The organism is Neobacillus sp. plas4 (assembly GCF_057221695.1).
In genome coordinates this window covers 4,404,066-4,422,128 of the sequence record NZ_CM170152.1, presented here as the reverse complement: position 1 = coordinate 4,422,128, position 18,063 = coordinate 4,404,066, and the positions used below count along the sequence as shown (strand labels likewise).

Annotated in this window: 20 protein-coding genes; 19 read left to right on the top strand and 1 reads right to left on the bottom strand. The window is 36.9% G+C overall.

What is annotated here, in order from left to right:
• Positions 1 to 105: 105 nt before the first annotated feature.
• The 17 genes from AC2TFD_RS22310 (at position 106) to AC2TFD_RS22230 (ending at position 15,709) form a co-directional block, all read left to right on the top strand.
• A complete protein-coding gene (locus AC2TFD_RS22310) occupies positions 106 to 1,068 on the top strand; it encodes a PstS family phosphate ABC transporter substrate-binding protein (RefSeq protein ID WP_484673990.1) in 963 nt (320 codons plus the stop codon).
• A gap of 61 nt (positions 1,069 to 1,129) precedes the next feature.
• Positions 1,130 to 2,095 carry a phosphate ABC transporter permease subunit PstC gene (gene pstC, locus AC2TFD_RS22305; protein ID WP_335568452.1) on the top strand — a complete coding sequence of 322 codons (966 nt, stop codon included), beginning with the start codon at positions 1,130 to 1,132 and terminating at the stop codon, positions 2,093 to 2,095.
• Complete coding sequence (pstA, locus tag AC2TFD_RS22300; protein ID WP_335513701.1) at positions 2,095 to 2,973, top strand: phosphate ABC transporter permease PstA; 879 nt, start codon at positions 2,095 to 2,097, stop codon at positions 2,971 to 2,973. Before pstC ends, pstA begins: the two co-directional genes overlap by 1 nt.
• A 28-nt stretch (positions 2,974 to 3,001) precedes the next feature.
• Entirely contained in the window at positions 3,002 to 3,799 is a 798-nt protein-coding gene (pstB, locus tag AC2TFD_RS22295) for a phosphate ABC transporter ATP-binding protein PstB (protein ID WP_420489191.1), read from the top strand.
• Positions 3,800 to 3,811: 12 nt separating this feature from the next.
• Positions 3,812 to 4,471, top strand: coding sequence for a phosphate signaling complex protein PhoU (gene phoU / locus AC2TFD_RS22290; protein WP_335513705.1), 660 nt, complete (start codon positions 3,812 to 3,814; stop codon positions 4,469 to 4,471).
• A 395-nt stretch (positions 4,472 to 4,866) separates the two neighbouring features.
• Entirely contained in the window at positions 4,867 to 5,541 is a 675-nt protein-coding gene (locus AC2TFD_RS22285) for a DUF4912 domain-containing protein (protein WP_484673989.1), read from the top strand.
• Positions 5,534 to 6,763 carry a glycosyltransferase family 4 protein gene (locus tag AC2TFD_RS22280; protein ID WP_484673988.1) on the top strand — a complete coding sequence of 410 codons (1,230 nt, stop codon included), beginning with the start codon at positions 5,534 to 5,536 and terminating at the stop codon, positions 6,761 to 6,763. The genes AC2TFD_RS22285 and AC2TFD_RS22280 overlap by 8 nt, the downstream gene beginning before the upstream one ends.
• Positions 6,764 to 7,192: 429 nt before the next feature.
• Positions 7,193 to 7,342, top strand: coding sequence for a 50S ribosomal protein L33 (gene rpmG / locus AC2TFD_RS22275; RefSeq protein WP_015594975.1), 150 nt, complete (start codon positions 7,193 to 7,195; stop codon positions 7,340 to 7,342).
• A 58-nt stretch (positions 7,343 to 7,400) separates the two neighbouring features.
• Positions 7,401 to 7,967, top strand: coding sequence for a 5-formyltetrahydrofolate cyclo-ligase (locus tag AC2TFD_RS22270; RefSeq protein ID WP_484673987.1), 567 nt, complete (start codon positions 7,401 to 7,403; stop codon positions 7,965 to 7,967).
• Positions 7,964 to 8,755 carry a DUF92 domain-containing protein gene (locus AC2TFD_RS22265; RefSeq protein WP_484673986.1) on the top strand — a complete coding sequence of 264 codons (792 nt, stop codon included), beginning with the start codon at positions 7,964 to 7,966 and terminating at the stop codon, positions 8,753 to 8,755. Before AC2TFD_RS22270 ends, AC2TFD_RS22265 begins: the two co-directional genes overlap by 4 nt.
• 126 nt (positions 8,756 to 8,881) lie before the next feature.
• The gene (locus AC2TFD_RS22260) at positions 8,882 to 9,832 is read left to right on the top strand and encodes an L-lactate dehydrogenase (RefSeq protein ID WP_484676358.1); all 951 of its coding nucleotides are present in this window, start codon (positions 8,882 to 8,884) and stop codon (positions 9,830 to 9,832) included.
• 56 nt (positions 9,833 to 9,888) lie between these two features.
• Entirely contained in the window at positions 9,889 to 10,095 is a 207-nt protein-coding gene (locus tag AC2TFD_RS22255; protein WP_335513714.1) for a hypothetical protein, read from the top strand.
• Positions 10,096 to 10,225: 130 nt separating this feature from the next.
• Positions 10,226 to 11,791 carry a rhomboid family intramembrane serine protease gene (locus AC2TFD_RS22250; RefSeq protein ID WP_484673985.1) on the top strand — a complete coding sequence of 522 codons (1,566 nt, stop codon included), beginning with the start codon at positions 10,226 to 10,228 and terminating at the stop codon, positions 11,789 to 11,791.
• Between the two features lie 111 nt (positions 11,792 to 11,902).
• Positions 11,903 to 12,115 carry a YqgQ family protein gene (locus tag AC2TFD_RS22245; protein WP_484673984.1) on the top strand — a complete coding sequence of 71 codons (213 nt, stop codon included), beginning with the start codon at positions 11,903 to 11,905 and terminating at the stop codon, positions 12,113 to 12,115.
• Between the two features lie 5 nt (positions 12,116 to 12,120).
• The gene (locus AC2TFD_RS22240; RefSeq protein WP_335513721.1) at positions 12,121 to 13,095 is read left to right on the top strand and encodes an ROK family glucokinase; all 975 of its coding nucleotides are present in this window, start codon (positions 12,121 to 12,123) and stop codon (positions 13,093 to 13,095) included.
• Positions 13,096 to 13,197: 102 nt separating this feature from the next.
• The gene (locus AC2TFD_RS22235) at positions 13,198 to 14,385 is read left to right on the top strand and encodes a M14 family metallopeptidase (RefSeq protein ID WP_484673983.1); all 1,188 of its coding nucleotides are present in this window, start codon (positions 13,198 to 13,200) and stop codon (positions 14,383 to 14,385) included.
• 190 nt (positions 14,386 to 14,575) lie between these two features.
• Positions 14,576 to 15,709, top strand: coding sequence for a YqgU-like beta propeller domain-containing protein (locus AC2TFD_RS22230; RefSeq protein WP_484673982.1), 1,134 nt, complete (start codon positions 14,576 to 14,578; stop codon positions 15,707 to 15,709).
• Positions 15,710 to 15,960: 251 nt separating this feature from the next.
• On the opposite strand, the gene AC2TFD_RS22225 is transcribed toward AC2TFD_RS22230, so the two are convergent.
• The gene (locus tag AC2TFD_RS22225; protein WP_335513728.1) at positions 15,961 to 16,137 is read right to left on the bottom strand and encodes a DUF2759 domain-containing protein; all 177 of its coding nucleotides are present in this window, start codon (positions 16,135 to 16,137) and stop codon (positions 15,961 to 15,963) included.
• A gap of 197 nt (positions 16,138 to 16,334) precedes the next feature.
• On the opposite strand from AC2TFD_RS22225, the gene AC2TFD_RS22220 reads away from it, so the two are divergent.
• Together AC2TFD_RS22220 and AC2TFD_RS22215 are read left to right on the top strand one after the other, a co-directional pair.
• A complete protein-coding gene (locus AC2TFD_RS22220) occupies positions 16,335 to 16,970 on the top strand; it encodes an MBL fold metallo-hydrolase (RefSeq protein WP_335513730.1) in 636 nt (211 codons plus the stop codon).
• A 2-nt stretch (positions 16,971 to 16,972) separates the two neighbouring features.
• Positions 16,973 to 18,058, top strand: a complete 1,086-nt coding sequence (locus tag AC2TFD_RS22215; RefSeq protein ID WP_484673981.1) for a class I SAM-dependent methyltransferase — start codon at positions 16,973 to 16,975, stop codon at positions 18,056 to 18,058.
• The last annotated feature ends 5 nt before the right edge of the window (positions 18,059 to 18,063 follow it).

The window sequence follows — 18,063 nt, the reverse complement described above, 5'->3', positions numbered from 1 at the left end:
CCTTTACAATTCATTAAAACAAGCTTTACAGAAGGGGTATATTATTAGTCTTGTAAGCAAAACGAACACAATTCGACAAACCAAACTCTTAGGGGGAATAAAGCAATGAAAAGCTTTAAAAAATTAGCATTAACAGCAATGATGACTGGAGTTCTTGCGGTAACCGCAGCTTGTGGCGCACAAGGAACTGAAGACAACAAAGAACAAGCTGGTGAAGAAGTAAAGCAACTTCAAGGTGAGATTAAAATAGACGGTTCATCTACAGTTTTCCCAATTATGGAAGCTATTGTTGAAGAATATGGTGCAGTACAGCCTGGTGTAAAAGTTCCTGTTGGTTCATCTGGAACTGGTGGCGGATTTAAGGCTATGATCGCAGGTGAAACGGACCTTGCTAATGCTTCTCGTCCAATTAAAGATGAAGAGCAATCTGCACTTACTGAAAAAGGAATTGATGTTACTGAATTTAAATTAGCTTATGATGGACTTTCAGTAGTAGTAAATAAAGACAATGACTGGGTTGAAAGCTTAACAATTGATGATTTAAAGAAAATTTGGATCGAAGATGGAACAGTAAAAAAATGGTCCGACGTTAACCCAGAGTGGCCGGATGAAGAGATTAAATTATACTCTCCTGGTGCAGACTCAGGTACGTTTGATTATTTCGATGAAGTAATTCTTGAAGAAGCTCCAATCGTTCAAAAAGCTACACTTTCTGAAGATGATAATGTATTAGTGCAAGGTGTTAAAGGCGACAAGAACGCAATCGGTTACTTCGGATATGCTTATTATGCAGAGAATAAAGATTCATTGAAAGTTGTTAAAATCGATGGAGGCGAAGGTCCTGTTGAGCCTAACAATAAAACAATCGAATCAGGCGAATATGCACCCCTTTCACGTCCGTTATTCACATATGTAAATAACGCAGCTGTTAAGGATAACGAAGCAGTATATGATTTTGTTAAATTTGCTATTGAAAATTCAGGAACATTATCAGAGGATGTTGGTTACGTGAAATTACCTGAAGAAGAGTACAAAAAAGATTTAGAAAAACTAGAAGCTCTTAAATAAGAATTAGAATAATTCTATAGATGAGAAGCGCGAAAAATGTGCTTCTCATCTTGTCATTGGAATGAAAGGGGTTTTCATTTTGAGTACTCAAAATACAAAAACATTCTCTGTTCAGAAAATGATTCAAGAGAAGAAAAAAAGAAAGAGCGCCGGAGGAATTACCGAAAAAATTATGCCTTATATTTTGTTCCTTACGGCGGCGGTATCTGTATTAACAACAATTGGTATTGTTCTTACACTCATTTTTGAAACGTTCTTATTTTTTGATGTTGTATCGATTAAAGATTTTCTGACTGGCAAAAAATGGTATCCGTTTTCCGAAACCAATGGTTCATTCGGAATTCTACCGTTAGTGATGGGTACGCTAAAGGTATCACTTATTGCAGCAATTGTTGCTGTTCCAATCGGATTAGCAGCAGCCATTTATTTGAGTGAATATGCAACAGATCGAATTCGCAGAATTATTAAACCGATATTAGAAGTATTAGCGGGAATCCCAACGATTGTTTATGGTTTTTTTGCATTAACCTTTGTTACTCCCATTTTACGTGAGATTATACCATCCCTTGAAATTTTTAATGCATTAAGCCCTGGAATTGTAATTGGAATCATGATCACACCGATGATTGCTTCTCTCTCAGAGGATGCGATGACTTCGGTTCCTAATGCAATGCGTGAAGGTGCCCTTGCACTGGGGTCAACTAAGTTTGAAGTAGCCATTAAAGTTGTATTACCTGCTGCTGTTTCAGGGATAGTTGCCTCCATTGTATTGGCTATATCACGGGCGATTGGTGAGACAATGATTGTGGCTGTTGCGGGTGGTTCTACTCCAAATCTGGAATGGAATTTGACAGGCTCCATTCAAACGATGACTGCTTATATTGTCCAAGTTAGTCAAGGTGATGTAGGTTATGGTACGACAATCTACTATAGCATTTACGCAGTTGGTATGACACTTTTCGTATTTACGTTAGTGATGAATTTATTAGCTCAATACATCACCCGTCGTTTTAGGGAGGAATATTAATGAATTTAATTAATCATGATTCCGTTGTAAAGCGGATGAAACCAAGATTATCTAAAAATACATTTTCAAAATGGATATTTTTTGCATTAACCATGTTTGTTTTATTAATATTAGGAATACTATTATATCGGATATTCTCTCAAGGACTTGGCTATTTAGATTTGCAATTTTTACAAAGTCTTCCTTCAAGGAAGCCTGAGAGAGCAGGTGTTTATGCTGCATTAATCGGGACCCTGTGGCTTATGGCTGTTGTTGCACCTGTTTCAATATTGCTAGGGGTGGGGACTGCCATTTATCTCGAAGAGTATGCTAAAGATAACCTAATTACAAATTTCATTAAAGTTAATATTTCTAATTTAGCAGGAGTCCCTTCCATCGTATTTGGATTACTTGGATTAACTGTATTTGTACGTGCATTAGCATTAGGGACAAGCGTTTTAGCTGCAGGTCTAACTATGAGCTTACTTATTTTGCCTGTCATTATTGTGGCATCGCAGGAGGCAATTCGCGCAGTACCTAGTCAATTAAGAGAGGCGTCATTTGGGTTAGGAGCTACTAAATGGCAGACCATTGTTCGTATTGTTCTACCAGCCGCTATTCCAGGAATACTTACTGGGGCGATTCTTGCACTTTCACGTGCAATCGGAGAAACAGCACCACTTGTTGTCCTCGGTATGCCATTATTCCTTGCGTTTTTACCAAGAACAGTATTAGATAGCATGACCGTGTTGCCATTGCAAATTTACAATTGGACCAGTCGTCCTCAAGTAGAGTTTCATGCATTAGCGGCTGCAGGTATTATCGTATTACTGTTTATGTTAATCGTTATGAACTCAATTGCTGTATTGATTCGAAATAAATTTCAAAAGAGATATTAAATGGATATGATTAGGGAGGCAAACAATGATGGAAACTACAGCTAGTGCAAAAATTGTCAATCCAGTGGAAAAACAAGTTGTTTATAGAACAAAAGACTTAGATTTATGGTACGGTGATAATCAAGCCCTAAAGAAAATAAATCTAGATATTATGGAGAATGAAGTTACGGCAATTATTGGACCATCAGGATGTGGAAAATCAACTTATATTAAGACCTTGAATCGAATGATTGAATTAGTTCCCGGTGTAAGAACAGACGGTGAAATTCTTTATAGAGGAAAAAATATCCTTGATAAATCTTATCAGGTAGAAGAATTGCGGACAAAAGTAGGCATGGTATTTCAAAAGCCAAATCCATTCCCAAAATCTATTTATGAAAATGTTGCATATGGCCCTAAAATCCACGGTATTCGTGACAAGAAAATTTTAGATCAGATTGTTGAAAAAAGCTTAAGAGGTGCCGCTATTTGGGATGAGGTAAAAGACCGTCTTAATCAAAATGCTTATGGATTATCAGGAGGTCAGCAACAGCGCCTATGTATTGCTCGCTGCCTGGCCATTGAGCCAGATGTAATTTTAATGGATGAGCCTACCTCCGCATTAGATCCTATCTCGACATTAAAAGTTGAGGAGCTTGTTCAGGAATTAAAAAGGGAATTTAGTATTATAATCGTTACCCATAACATGCAGCAAGCTGCACGTATATCAAAGAAAACTGCTTTCTTTTTAAGTGGAGAAGTGATAGAATTTTCAGAAACCAGTAAAATCTTCTCCACTCCAAAAGATAAGAGGACCGAAGACTATATTACAGGAAGATTTGGATAATGAGGTGATGGAATGAGTACAAGATCAAAATTTGATAGTAAATTAGTTGATTTAAAAGAAAAGCTTTTAGAAATGGAAAATTTAGCTGAAACAGCAGTTCGCAATTCACTCAGTGCCCTTATTAATCATGATATTGAAATGGCTAATCAGGTAATTGCCGGTGATGATAAAATTGATGCATTAGAAGATGAAATTCATGATAAAGCTTTGATGCTGATAGCCCGGGAATCACCTGTTGCCAAAGATTTACGAACACTGAATGTAGCCTTAAAGGTTTCATCTGAAGTTGAAAGAATGGCAGATATGGCAGTGAATATAGCAAAAGCTGCTATCCATATTGGTAATGAAAAGCACTTTAAAGAAATCTTGGATATTCCGAAAATGATGGACCGTGCACTTGAAATGGTATCTATGGCAGTAAAGGCATATATTGATGAAGATGTGATGCTAGCACAGAAATGTGCAGAAAAAGATGATGATGTGGATAAAATGTTTGGCAGTTTGGTTCATGAACTTATTGGAATGGTTCCAGACAATCCGAACGCTACGAACCAGATTATTCAACTATCATTTGTTTGCCGCTTTATTGAAAGAATTGCCGATCATTCAACCAATATTTCAGAAAATGTAATCTATTTAGTAACGGGAAAACGATTTAACTTAAATGAATAAAAAATAATACACCAAAAAGATGAGACTATTGTAAAATGTCTCATCTTTTTGCGTTTGAAGAATAATGTCGAAAAAACAAAAAGCAAAATAAGACAAAATGCGTTTATTGACAGTTTGGCTACTGATGTTACCATTAATGTTATCTATGAAGGAATATTTAGATTATTTTTGCATAAGGCTGTTTTCGTAACGATGTTGTTAAAATCTTAAAGCCGATTTTAACGTGACAATAGTTATTTTGCACCTTTGAATTTAGTGTGCAAGCTCTTTTCTTATTAAAGTTTTGCTGTTTTCTATAATAGCACAGTACAATCATTAACTTTTTGTTCAAAAAGCAACAAAGTTTAAGAAAAGAGCCTTGCATAGAATATGAGTTTGCAGAATGGAGGATCACAATGATAGAAGAAATTATCAAATTAAGAGAGGATGGTTTATCTTTCCGAAAAATCGCCTCGCAATTAAATACGACAGTAGGAAAAGTCCAATATAGATGGAATAAATATATTACTGCTCAGGAAGATGAAATAGAAGATTTAGCGGCAGGAAGTGAGGAGCAAAAAGAAAGCAGTGTATCAAAACAGGAAACAATCGAAGAAGGGCCATTAAAAGGTGAACTATCGATTAAACTAGTTTCACCAAGAAAAGTAATCGTATATTGGGAGGCCTCAAAAATACCTGAAAAAGTCTTTACATTATTTTTTAATCAACAATTTGAGGAGCTCGTCCATATTGTTAGATTATATGATGTAACAGACATTAATTTCACTGGTAATAATGCACATCATTACTATGATATTGTGGTTCCTTATGAGAAGGGGTATTGGTTTGTTAAAGGATTAACTGCCAGCAGGAGCTATGTTGCAGAATTAGGTGTTAGAATGAATGATAAAGAATTCTTCCCTATCCTTCGATCAAGTGCAATTCAAACAGCGAATATGGGAGGGACTGAGGTCTACAATCAATTAGTCCTCAATCAACATCTTGAACATTATTCGCCAAAATGGATTGATCATGTAAGTACCTACAGCTATTACGAGGAATCAAAAAAGTTGGAACAAAAAAATGGATAATGAAATGAATCTAAAACATTCCTTTGACCGGAAATTAAAAATACTAATTCTAACTTGGGAATACCCACCGAATGAAGTTGGCGGTCTCTCTAGGCATGTAAATGGTCTCTCTGTACATTTATCCCAACTTGGTCATGAGGTTCACGTAATTACTGCTGGGAATGGCGGTCTCCCTGTTTATGAACGTATGAAGGGGGTTTATGTCCATCGTGTTACACCACTAAACAACCAAGACGATGATTTTCTCGCTTGGATTGCAGGCTTGAATTTAGCCATGAGTTTTCAAGGTGAAAAAATGGCAGAAAAGATGAAGTTTGATATCATTCATGCCCATGATTGGTTAGTAGGAACAGCTGCCATTACATTGAAAGAAGTTCTATCAATTCCATTACTAACGACAATTCATGCCACGGAGCAGGGCAGAAATAATGGAATTTACACAGAAATGCAGCGTTTTATTCATGAAAAGGAACTGAGACTAATTAAGGAATCCGATCAAATTATTGTTTGCAGTCATTATATGAGAGAAGAACTAGTAAATCATTTTCATTTATCCGATAAAAAAATGACCATCGTTCCAAATGGTATTGAACAAGAGGATGTAAAGGTTGTTCCCGATGCGATTTTTCCATCCCTGAAAGGCAGGAAATATATTTTTTCTGTTGGCAGAATTGTACAGGAAAAGGGATTTGAGACGATTATTGAGGCTGCACAAGTGGCAAAGGACAGCGGGAAAGAAATCTATTTTGTTATAGCAGGTAAGGGACCGATGCTTGAAAGATATCGTAAGATGGTATCTGAAAAACAATTAGATCATTACGTTGCTTTTATTGGCTATGTTTCCGACGAACAAAGAAATACTTTGCTAGTTAACAGTGAAATTGCCGTCTTTCCAAGCTTGTATGAGCCCTTTGGAATTGTGGCTCTAGAAGCAATGATTCTAGGTATACCCACGATTGTTTCAGAAACTGGCGGGCTAAAAGGAATTGTTAAGCATTCAAAGTCTGGTTTGCTTATGATTCCAGGAAATGCGGACAGCCTCCTAACAAATATTGACTTTTTGCTGCAAAATCCAGAAAATGCAAAAGAGATTGGTGCAAAAGGTAAACAAATTGTTAAAAGTTTATATGGCTGGAAACGAATTGCTTCGCAAACCGTTACCGTGATGGAAGACACTCTTATAAATAAGCGGGCAAATTTGAATGAAACGACAAGAAAATAAGATTTATGCAAGTATTAAATAATCTATAACTGTACTTTTAATGTCTAGCTCCAGCGCCTAGGGTCTCGGGCCATCAGCTTGTCTAGTTACGGCTCCTTGGGACTCGAGTCATAAGCCACCCCCTGAAGAAGGCAAAGAGCGCCTTCTTGCAGGGTTCGTCTTATGCCTTCGTCCCAGGACAGTCGCCTCCACATTTCAGACAATCCGTCAAGAAGGTTAAAGAGCAACCTTCTCGCCGGCTCGGCTTATGCCTGTCGCCCCTGTGCACTAAGGAAAGCTCCTTAGAATAATCCTCGCAGGAACAAGCTGCGCTTGTTCCGAAGGCACTTTTGCTTTTCTTTAAAAACACACTAGCATTTCCCTTTGAAAAGTGATATTATAGAAAAGTCGTATGAACGAACTAGCTTAATCGTTTGGAGGGAAATTGACATGCGTGTAAATATTACGTTAGCTTGCACTGAGTGTGGAGATCGTAACTATATTTCAACAAAAAATAAAAGAAACAATCCTGACCGTCTTGAGCTTAAGAAATATTGCCCAAGAGAAAAGCGTACAACAGCACATCGCGAAACAAAATAAGCAGTAGGGCTTCCTGCTGCTTTTTTTGTTGTGAAAAAATAGGGAGAATACGATTATTATGAATGAAAAAAATAGGATCCGAAAAAAAATGAAGGATAAACTTTCCTCACTTTCAAAACCATTTTATGAACATTATTCGTATGAAATTGCCAAAACTCTATTTAAACATGAAGACTGGACCGAGGCCAAAGTAATTGGGATTACAGTTTCGAAGGAACCAGAAGTCGATACCTATCAAATTATCCGAAGAGCTTGGGAGACAGGCAAAGAGGTTGTTGCTCCGAAGTGTGATCCTAAGGAAAAGGGATTATCCTTCCACAAAATAACGGAATTTTCGCAACTAGAATCTATTTTTTATGGGCTATTTGAACCCAAAATAGAACAGACGATAGAAGTGAAACCTGAGGATATCGATCTTCTATTCGTGCCTGGCTTAGCGTATACCAGAGAAGGATTTCGGCTGGGTTTTGGCGGTGGTTACTATGATCGGTTTTTAACCCGATATGATGGGAAAACAATTTCTCTCGCTTTTCATTTTCAAGTTATTCCGCAAATTCCAACCGAAAAGCATGATATACCAGTCTCAAAAATTATCACAAATAATGAGGTAATTCATATAAAATGACTCAAACGATTATTCTTGTCGCAATCATTGTTTTAGGTGGTTTTGCAGGTTATAAAGAAAGGTCATTAAGTGGTAATGGTGCTATTGCTGCTGTTATGGTTGGAATAGCAGTCTATTTTGGATTTGGTATAAAAGGACTTTTCATTCTGGGAGTTTTCTTTGCCACATCTAGCTTTTGGTCAAAATATAAAAGTTCCGCAAAAAAAGAAATTGAAGAAAAATTAGCAAAAGGGTCGACACGAGATTGGCGCCAGGTTATGGCCAATGGCGGTGGTGCTGCATTGTTAAGTGTTTTTTACTACTTCCAGCAAGACATAATTTGGCTGATTGGATTTCTTGTTTGTCTAGCTAGTTCTAATTCAGATACATGGGCCTCGGAAATTGGCACCCTTAGTAAAAGTAAGCCTATTTACATACGTACATTAAAAAGAATTGAAAAAGGAACCTCTGGTGCAGTCAGCTGGCTGGGCACTACGGCGGCGATACTAGGGTCAATGCTAATAGCTTTGACAGGCACACTGCTGTTTCATTTGGAGTTTTTCCATTTCCTTCTTATTTTCCTGTTTGGTTTCTTTGGTAATATCATTGATACGATATTTGGAGCCTTTTATCAACAAGTATATAGTTGCAGGAATTGTGGAATCGAAACAGAGAAGAGGATCCATTGTGGTATACCTGCAAAAAGAATAAAAGGCTATCAATTAGTGGATAATGATATGGTAAATTTATTATCTGGATTAATCGCTGCTCTGTTCGCAATGATAGTTATTTATTTAGTAACAAAATAGATGTAAGATAACGATTTCACTGGGAATTATATACTGATAAAAGCTTGTAAAGTAATGTACAATTAAATTGTAATCAGGTTAACCTTTATTAAATAGTAAAAACACTACTCTTTCTGAGGAGGCATTATCATCGTAAAAGTGAATAGAGTTGTCCTTGTTGGAACAGGTTTTGTAGGCTCAAGTTACGCCTTTGCATTATTAAATCAGGGAATAACAGAAGAACTGGTATTAGTGGATTTAAACGAATCAAAAGCTGAAGGAGATGCGATGGATTTAAATCACGGCCTGCCTTTTGCTCCTTCTAGAACAAAGATTTGGTATGGCAGCTATGCAGATTGTGACCAAGCTGATCTTGTTGTCATTACGGCAGGTGCAAACCAAAAACCAGGGGAAACACGTCTCGACCTAGTTGAAAAGAACACCGTTATATTTAAGGGTATCGTTGAACAAATCATGGCTAGTGGCTTTGATGGGATATTCCTAGTCGCAACAAATCCAGTTGATATTTTAACTTATGCAGTCTGGAAATTTTCAGGGTTGCCAAAAGAGAGGGTAATTGGTTCAGGGACCATTTTAGATACGGCGCGTTTCCGCTTTTTACTTGGGCAATATTATGATGTCGACACCCGGAATGTTCATGCCTATATTATTGGGGAACACGGTGACACGGAACTTCCAGTTTGGAGCCATGCTGACATTGCTGGAATGAAAATATCCGAATGGACCAATAAACATGAAACAAACCAAGAAGATTTAGACCAAATATTTATTAATGTACGAGATGCAGCTTATCATATTATCGAGCGAAAAGGTGCCACGTATTATGGAATTGCAATGGGTCTCGTTCGTTTAACAAAAGCAATTTTACGAAATGAAAATTCAGTTTTAACCGTTTCAGCCTATTTAGATGGAGAATATGGTCATAAGGATGTTTATATAGGTGTACCTGCAGTGGTCAATCGCAGTGGTATCAGAGAAGTAGTTGAACTTGATTTGAACAAAAAAGAAAAGGAAAAATTCACTCACTCAGTCAATGTACTGAAAGAAATAATGGACCCTGTGTTAAGCAAGTACTAAAAAAGTAGGGATAAAAAATGACTCCTATTCACAGAATATGGATAGGAGGGATGATAATGTCTCGTATGTTGACATCCATATTTATGATAGGGTCAATTGGATATTTTGCCTACCGTTTCAGATATCGGATTATTAATCTTTTACTCAGGTCTGGCTGGATGCGCCGCCTTGCAGTAAGTTCGGTCATGAGTTTTCCAGGTGTAAAAGGTAAAATGATGCAGACGGTATTTGGAAGACCTGCAGAAAGACCATCTGAATGGTGAAAGCCTCAGATGGTCTTTTTTTATTGGAAATATGCGCTTGTTCGTAACATGTTATCCTTTATTAGGATTGATTATCGTTTATAATGTAATAAACTAGTGAGAATATTGACTAGCAGTTTAAAAGAAAGTAGTGGGGGTATTGAACGTTAAAGAGGATTATTTATTTTGGAAATTAGCTCATTTCTTTATTTCGGGGCAAGGCTACCGAATTATTCAATTATTTGAAAATCAAAAAGAATTATGGCTGGAAAAACTCGAGAATAAAAAAGCCCCAATCATTCGTTTGTTACGACAGGATTTAGACTGGAGCAATTCCATGCAGCGAGATATAGAATTTACAGCCTCGAATGGTGAAAAGGTTCGAAAACAGATTGGCCGGAGTGAACTTTCAGTTGTGAATATTTATATCAGTCAATTTCCTCCTGTAGATGATTACGAGTTTCGGCTGCAACATCCATTTATCTTTCCACAGGGAAAAAAAACGATTGTAAACTCTGTCTTGTTGACGCGTGAACAATACGAGGCGGGGCTTGAAGTTCTATCTGAAAGAATAGGAACAGCAGTCACCTTTTCAGTCCCTAATGAGTATTCGGAGCATGAGGTGGACCTTCAAAAGAAAGCTGCGTTAGATTCTGCGCTCCAAGTGGTAAAAGAAGAAAAAGAAATTTTTACGAATGGCAGGCCGTTTTATACATACTTCTTTATGGTTATACAGGTTGCGGTTTTTTTATTGTTAGAGATTCAAGGAGGAAGTACCAATACATCGACATTGATTAAGTATGGGGCAAAATTTAATCCTTTAATCTTCGCGGGAGAGTGGTGGAGATTTATTACGCCAATTTTCTTACATATAGGGTTTTTACATTTGGCAATGAATTCCTTGGCTTTGTATTTCTTAGGACCAGCAGTTGAAAGGATATTTGGGAGTACTAGATTTTTATTTATTTATCTATTCGCAGGTATATCAGGGGTTATTGCCAGTTTTATCTTTAGCCCTAATATTTCTGCGGGAGCAAGTGGGGCTATATTTGGTTGTTTTGGAGCATTGCTTTATTTTGCACTCATTTACCCGAAGCTTTTTTTCCGGACAATGGGTCCGAGTGTTATAACCATTTTGATTTTTAATTTAATATTTGGATTCACGGTTTCAATCGTAGATAATGCTGGACATCTTGGTGGGTTAGCTGGTGGTTTTCTTGCTGCTGGTATCATGCATTTCCCGAATAAGAAAAAACCTTTCTTACAATTGTTGTTTACCCTTGTTTCGGCAGCGATTATTTATGGCTCTTTATTCTATGGGTTTCAGAATTCTGAATCGGGTGGCAACGAAAGATCGACCATGATGTTAGCCCAAGAATATATTAAGCAGGAAAATTATCAACAGGCATACGAGGTTATAACAAAATATGTGGATAACGCTAGTAATATATCACCTGAGGTATATTTCGCATTATCTTTTATTGAAATTAAGTTGGATAGGCTTGATGAGGCTAAACTACATCTACACCAGGTTATAAAATTAGATCCTGATTTACCTGAAGCCTATTACAATCTTTCATTAATTTATTTAGAGGAAAATGACCTAACTAGTTCCAAGGAAAATGCTGAAAAAGCCGCAGAATTAAAACCAAGCCAAAAAGAATACACTGAATTGGTGCAGGAGCTTAATCGATTACTCCCTGCAGAAGGTCATTAGAGGTATTGACAGCTGACTTGTAATCACTGAAAGAACAGCTTGAGGGAGTTAAAACAAAAGGGTATACTTTTATTAATGTTTTTCATTCTTTATATAAGAGGTCTAAATAAAATGAAATCAATTTATGATATTCAGCAATTTTTGAAACAATATGGAACGATTATTTATATTGGTGATCGAATTGCTGACTTAGAATTAATGGAGTCAGAAGTAAAAGAGCTATATCAAGCTCAGCTGATAGATCCGAAGGATTACTCGACAGCACTGTTAATATTAAGACACGAAATAAGATTTTTAAAAGAAAAGGAAGAAAAAGATAGGTGATGACAATGACGGAAAAATGGATTGTTGGCGTTGACCTTGGCGGGACAACAATTAAATTAGCATTTATTAATATGAACGGCGAAATCCTTCATAAGTGGGAAATTCCTACTGATAACTCTAATGAGGGACAAAATATTACCAGGAATATTGCAAATACGATCAATCAAAAACTAGAACAGTTAAAAGAGCAAAAATCAAAATTAGTTGGACTTGGTATGGGAGCACCTGGTCCAGTAGATTATAATACTGGTATTATTAGAAACGTTGTAAACTTAGGTTGGAAGGATAACTTTCCATTACAGGAAAGCCTGCAAACACTAACAGAACTGCCAGTGGCAATCGAAAATGATGCGAACTGTGCAGCATTAGGTGAAATGTGGAATGGTGCAGGTAAGGGTACAAGTGACCTAGTATGTGTGACCTTGGGAACGGGTGTAGGCGGTGGAGTTATTGCTAATGGTAATATTGTGAGAGGGATTAGTGGCGCAGCTGGTGAAATTGGTCATATCACATCCATTCCTGTTGGAGGAGCACCTTGTAACTGTGGCAAAACAGGCTGTCTTGAAACAATTGCTTCTGCCACTGGAATTGTTCGATTAGCTGAAATTGAACTTTCAAATGCTGGGGCAAAGGGACAGCTGGCTAAGATTCATCAAGATAACGGGAAAGTTACGGCTAAGGATGTTTTTGATTGTGCGCGGGTTCAAGACGAATTGGCGACAAAGATACTGGATGAAGTCGCTTTGCATTTAGGGTTTGCTCTAGCTAATATTGCAAATACTTTGAACCCGGAATTAATTGTTCTTGGCGGAGGAGTCTCTCGTGCTGGAGATATTTTATTAAACAAAGTTAAGGAAAACTTTTCACAGTATGCTTTTACTTCTGTAAGAGAGTCTACAAATCTAGCGCTTGCCACACTTGGGAATGATGCAGGAGCAATTGGTGCGGCCTGGCTAATAAAAAATAAGCTAGCTAAATAAAATAGCATTTAACAAAACCTGCCTTCACAAGCAGGTTTTGTTTTGTTCATTTTCCTCCATCTCACATCATATGATTCTTATGATGGAAGGGGGGAGAAAAATATGGAGGTTCGGGTCCGTGAAGGAGACTCGTTATCGTATTTTGGCCGATTATTTATGATTCCACTTGAACTTATTGTCGATTCGAACGAGAATATAGATCCATCGAGTTTAAAACCGGGTATGAAAATAATGATTCCAGGGTATGTGTCCATTCCATATACCGTAAAAGAAGAAGATACGTTATGGAAAATAGCTAATGCAAAAAATTTAGTTATGGATTCCATAATGGTCCTTAATCAAATGAAAAATCCCAATAAATTAGTACCCGGAGAAATTCTTTATTTACCAGAACGTATTACACAGCAGCATGTTCGTTCAAAATTACCATTTAGTTCAAAGATTCTAATGAAGCAAATTACTACTCTTAAAAGGTTTTACCCATTTATAAATGTGCAAACAATAGGTAAAAGTGTTTTAGGCAATCCGATTCAAGAAATTAGAATTGGAAAGGGGTTAAAAAAAGTTCATATGAATGCCTCTTTTCATGCGAATGAATGGATTACTACAATGGTATTAATGAACCTCGTCAATCATTACCTCATTTCATTAACGAATCGAAGTGCAATTAGAGGAATAAATACGATAAATTTATATAATGAAACAGAATTATCACTGGTCCCAATGGTTAACCCAGATGGTGTAGACCTGGTATTAAATGGTCCGCCTGCAAGCCGTCATGATGATGTGATGAACATAAATGAAGGAAGTAATGAATTTGTCCATTGGAAAGCAAATATTAGAGGGGTGGACCTAAACAATCAGTTTCCAGCAAATTGGGAGATTGAGCAAGCTAGAAAGGAGCCCAAGTCACCTGCACCTAGGGATTACCCAGGAAAGTCGCCTCTATCTGAACCAGAGGCAATAGCTATGGCTGATATGATCAAAGGTAATCCATTTGACCGCATTCTAGCCTTGCATACGCAAGGGGAGGAATTTTATTGGGGATATGAAGGATTTGAACCACTCGAATCTGAAATACTGGCAAAAGAATTCGAGCAAGTCAGTGGATACAAGTCCATTCGAAATATTGATAGTCATGCGGGATTTAAGGATTGGTATATTCAAGAGTATAAACGACCTGGTTTCACGATAGAACTTGGAAGGGGAATAAATCCATTACCCTTATCTCAATTTGATGACATTCTTAAAAAAGTCGAGGGGATTTTTTTAGCTTCACTTTATTTATAAATAGTTAGATTGATGACTTGTAAAATGAAACCAATGACATTAAAATTAACTATTGTGTTGGTTATTTATAGATAGGAAAAAGTCGTGTATGCGACTTTTTTCTTATTTTTGGAATAATTCTGTTAAAATTGAAACATTTTTGTAAAGGAAACGTACTAATCTATGATGAGAAAAAGGAGGGAGGGGGAAAATGCAGTTTAAAAAGGTAATAAAATTTATTTTTCATATTTCGCTTTTGCTCGTTTTTTCCTCTATCATTAGTGCCTGCACACATCTACAAGATGCCAAGCCCAGCCCTTCGAAAGACGACGACAAGAAAAATGACCCGTCAACACAGGTAAAAGAAGAATGGAAACTCCCAATTAATATTACTGAGGGTGATTTTTATAAAATTGGCGGCTGGCTTTCCGACAACCAATTACTATACATAACAAATCTGGGACAATCATCTTCCATATACCTCTATGATCTACTAACTGGTAATAGTGAATTACTTTATACAAGTGACGTACCGATTGTCACCATCCAAATTAGCCCTGCCAAACAATATATTCTTATACAATCATCACCATCTACTTATGAAGGACAGGTTACGATTGTAACGTCTGAAGGTTCTGAACTCTTTAAACAATCAATCCCTTCGTATGAATTAGACTTTGAATGGAACCCATATAATGAGTCGCAAATTTTAATCTCTGCATTCGATGAGGATTGGACTTTTCAAATGTTGCTCTTAGATATCGAAAAAAGTAACACAACTGAACTATCGATTCCTCAACCATTTGTAAAATGGCTGGGAGAAGAAGAAATTGCTTTCTTGAACTGGGATGATAGCAGTCCTGCTCTTTTTGCTCCATTAATAAGAAAGAATTTAGGAACGAAAGTGGAGGAAACTGTTTTTCCGGAGGTTCTTCATTATTCAAGCTACCATAACATGCTCATGACAGTTACCGTTAACGATGAGGAAAAGGTACAGGCAACGTATACCTTTTATAACCAAGACCAAAAACAGCTTTCTGCTTTTTCAATCCCTCATTTAACCATGTTTTCGAGTTGGTTAGTTCCTTATTATGATTTTAATGAAAGTAAAGGGACGTTTATTACTCTTAAGCCACTCAAAAGTACTGAGGCAGATTCTTATACCGAAGGGTTCGAGCTTGTAAGCTATGATATTCATGAAGGCAGCAGCAGCCTGATTTTAAAAGGTCTTAAAAATGAACCTATACTTCAATCCCCTTCGGGTGATTCCGTCTTGTATGGAAATCGATATGAGAAAATCATTCATCTCCCTACAAAAGAAATATATGAACTAGTAAAAAAATAAAAGACTGCCGTTGAGGCAGTCTTTTGATTTTAAGTATTATAAGGTATAAGTTTTGAACTTAGATTACTGTCCAGCTCCAGCGCCCTAGCGGCTAGTGTCCTTCGCTCTCCGCGAGTAAAAATCCCTTCAGGATTTTTACCTACCTACGATAAGTCAACATCGAATCGCCTCCGGCTCTTCGTGTTTCCTTTATCTCAGTTGGAGCGCTCCAGGCCATACGCAGCTGAACAGGGCGCTTGCGCTTTTCTTATTTAGTGTGTTCCAGTTGGGAAACCACTTTCAATTAGGGTCATGACTGTAAACCAGCCAAACACAGCCAATGTTGCTACTGCAAAAAACGCTCCTAATACATTTTTATTCTTTAGGGCGGTGAATGCACCATATGCAGCAAGTAAAGATACTAAAGCGAAAATAATAACTAGTCCCATTAATAAAGCCCCCTTTATTAGATAATACTTGAGCTTAGCCCAACACATTTCTAAGATAGTTATGTAAGAATATTATATACATTCGATTCTTATTTTATATTCTTTTTATTCATTTGTCGAGGGCTAAAAAAGTTAGCATTGCAGCTTCCATAGTGTACAATGATATTAATGTAAAAATAGTTGGAGGTATGTACTAAATGAAGTGGTCTCAAATACCCCTAGGGGTTCTGCAAACAAATTGTTACATCGTTGAAAGCCCTGATAAATCCTGCTTGATATTTGACCCTGGCAGTGAAGGGAAAAAGCTAATAAAGTGGTTAACAAAAAGAGAACTCAACCCAATTGCCATTTTTTTAACTCATGCACATTTTGACCATATTGGTGCCGTTGATGAAGTGAGAGATTATTACAAAATTCCAGTTTATATCCATGAAGAGGAAGAAGACTGGCTAGTAAACCCGGCATTAAATGGATCTAAGTTTTTTGCCATGCAAGAGTTAATTAAATCAAGACAAGCAGACTACCTTATTAAAAAAGAAGAATCGATAACGGTAGAAAATTTCACCTTCTCGATCTTTGAAACACCGGGGCATTCACCTGGAAGTGTGTCGTATTATTTTGAGACAGATGGTTTTGTTATTTCTGGTGATGCTCTATTTCAAAACAGTATTGGCCGAACAGATCTTCCCGGGGGAAATCATAAACAACTAATAAAAAGCATTCATGAGAAGTTATTATTTTTACCTGAAGAAACAGCAGTTTTATCAGGTCATGGACCAATAACGACCATCGGTGAAGAGATGGATAGTAATCCGTTTTTAAATGGGTTTTAAGTATGATTTCGTATTTAAGGAGTTTCATTACAAACTCACCAACAGGTTTAATTTCTTATGCTGATTATATCAACGCAGTTTTGTATCATCCAGATTTAGGTTATTATATGAAAAATAAACAGAAAATTGGCGGCAAAGGTGATTTTATTACTACTAGCAATATTTCTGATATTTACGGTCGAATGGTTGCGAAATGGTTCGCTGCCATTTGTAAAAAGAATAATCTAGAACCAAATTTTTGCGAGATTGGTGCTGGTAATGGACGCTTTGCCTATGCATTTTTACAGGAATGGGAGACTTCTTTTCAAACTCCGATCAAATACATGATCGTAGAAAGCAGTCCCTATCATTTGAGGTTACAAAGCGAATTACTTGAACCACATTATCCTATCATACAAGTAAATAAACTAGATGATCTTCAGTCCTTTAATGGGATGGTGTTTTCAAATGAACTGTTTGACGCCTTGCCTGTTCATGTAATCGAGAAACAAAAGGGTCAATTATATGAGGTTATGATAGGAATGAAAAATGATACTTTGTATGAGGTCAATATGCCATTAACACATCCTGCTATTCTCTCCTTTATAGAAGAAACTGGATTTGAACTAACCAACGAGCAGCGCATAGAAGTACCTTTGTTAATGGCGGGAATGGTTGAGGATATCTCGCGGGTATTAAAAAAGGGTATTGTGGTCACCGCAGATTATGGTTACACCAAAGAAGATTGGAAGCATCCTTCTAGAAGAAAGGGAAGCTTAAGAGGATATTATCAACATAAAATGGTGGAGAATGTCCTGGAGAATCCCGGAGAAATGGACATAACATCACATATACATTTTGATTGGCTCATCAAAAAAGGTGAACAAACCGGCTTAATGTTTGAGTCGAAACTCAGACAGGATGAGTTTTTATTAAAAGCGGGTATTTTAAAAGAATTAGAAAACCATTATGATCCAAATCCATTTTCAGAGGTTAGCAAACGTAATCGTGCTATAAGAAGTCTAATTATGCCTGCTGGTATTAGTTCGTTTTTTCATTTGGTTATTCAGCAAAAAGGATTAAATGATTGTAGTCTTTTTGAAGCATAAAAAAC

Excerpts from the sequence above, each read along its gene's own strand:
- AC2TFD_RS22310 (WP_484673990.1), top strand. The coding sequence starts at position 106 with ATGAAAAGCTTTAAAAAATTAGCATTAACAGCAATGATGACTGGAGTT.
- pstC (WP_335568452.1), top strand. The coding sequence starts at position 1,130 with ATGAAAGGGGTTTTCATTTTGAGTACTCAAAATACAAAAACATTCTCT.
- pstA (WP_335513701.1), top strand. The coding sequence starts at position 2,095 with ATGAATTTAATTAATCATGATTCCGTTGTAAAGCGGATGAAACCAAGA.
- pstB (WP_420489191.1), top strand. The coding sequence starts at position 3,002 with ATGGAAACTACAGCTAGTGCAAAAATTGTCAATCCAGTGGAAAAACAA.
- phoU (WP_335513705.1), top strand. The coding sequence starts at position 3,812 with ATGAGTACAAGATCAAAATTTGATAGTAAATTAGTTGATTTAAAAGAA.
- AC2TFD_RS22285 (WP_484673989.1), top strand. The coding sequence starts at position 4,867 with ATGATAGAAGAAATTATCAAATTAAGAGAGGATGGTTTATCTTTCCGA.
- AC2TFD_RS22280 (WP_484673988.1), top strand. The coding sequence starts at position 5,534 with ATGGATAATGAAATGAATCTAAAACATTCCTTTGACCGGAAATTAAAA.
- rpmG (WP_015594975.1), top strand. The coding sequence starts at position 7,193 with ATGCGTGTAAATATTACGTTAGCTTGCACTGAGTGTGGAGATCGTAAC.
- AC2TFD_RS22270 (WP_484673987.1), top strand. The coding sequence starts at position 7,401 with ATGAATGAAAAAAATAGGATCCGAAAAAAAATGAAGGATAAACTTTCC.
- AC2TFD_RS22265 (WP_484673986.1), top strand. The coding sequence starts at position 7,964 with ATGACTCAAACGATTATTCTTGTCGCAATCATTGTTTTAGGTGGTTTT.
- AC2TFD_RS22255 (WP_335513714.1), top strand. The coding sequence starts at position 9,889 with ATGTCTCGTATGTTGACATCCATATTTATGATAGGGTCAATTGGATAT.
- AC2TFD_RS22245 (WP_484673984.1), top strand. The coding sequence starts at position 11,903 with ATGAAATCAATTTATGATATTCAGCAATTTTTGAAACAATATGGAACG.
- AC2TFD_RS22240 (WP_335513721.1), top strand. The coding sequence starts at position 12,121 with ATGACGGAAAAATGGATTGTTGGCGTTGACCTTGGCGGGACAACAATT.
- AC2TFD_RS22235 (WP_484673983.1), top strand. The coding sequence starts at position 13,198 with ATGGAGGTTCGGGTCCGTGAAGGAGACTCGTTATCGTATTTTGGCCGA.
- AC2TFD_RS22230 (WP_484673982.1), top strand. The coding sequence starts at position 14,576 with ATGCAGTTTAAAAAGGTAATAAAATTTATTTTTCATATTTCGCTTTTG.
- AC2TFD_RS22225 (WP_335513728.1), bottom strand. The coding sequence starts at position 16,137 with ATGGGACTAGTTATTATTTTCGCTTTAGTATCTTTACTTGCTGCATAT.
- AC2TFD_RS22220 (WP_335513730.1), top strand. The coding sequence starts at position 16,335 with ATGAAGTGGTCTCAAATACCCCTAGGGGTTCTGCAAACAAATTGTTAC.
- AC2TFD_RS22215 (WP_484673981.1), top strand. The coding sequence starts at position 16,973 with ATGATTTCGTATTTAAGGAGTTTCATTACAAACTCACCAACAGGTTTA.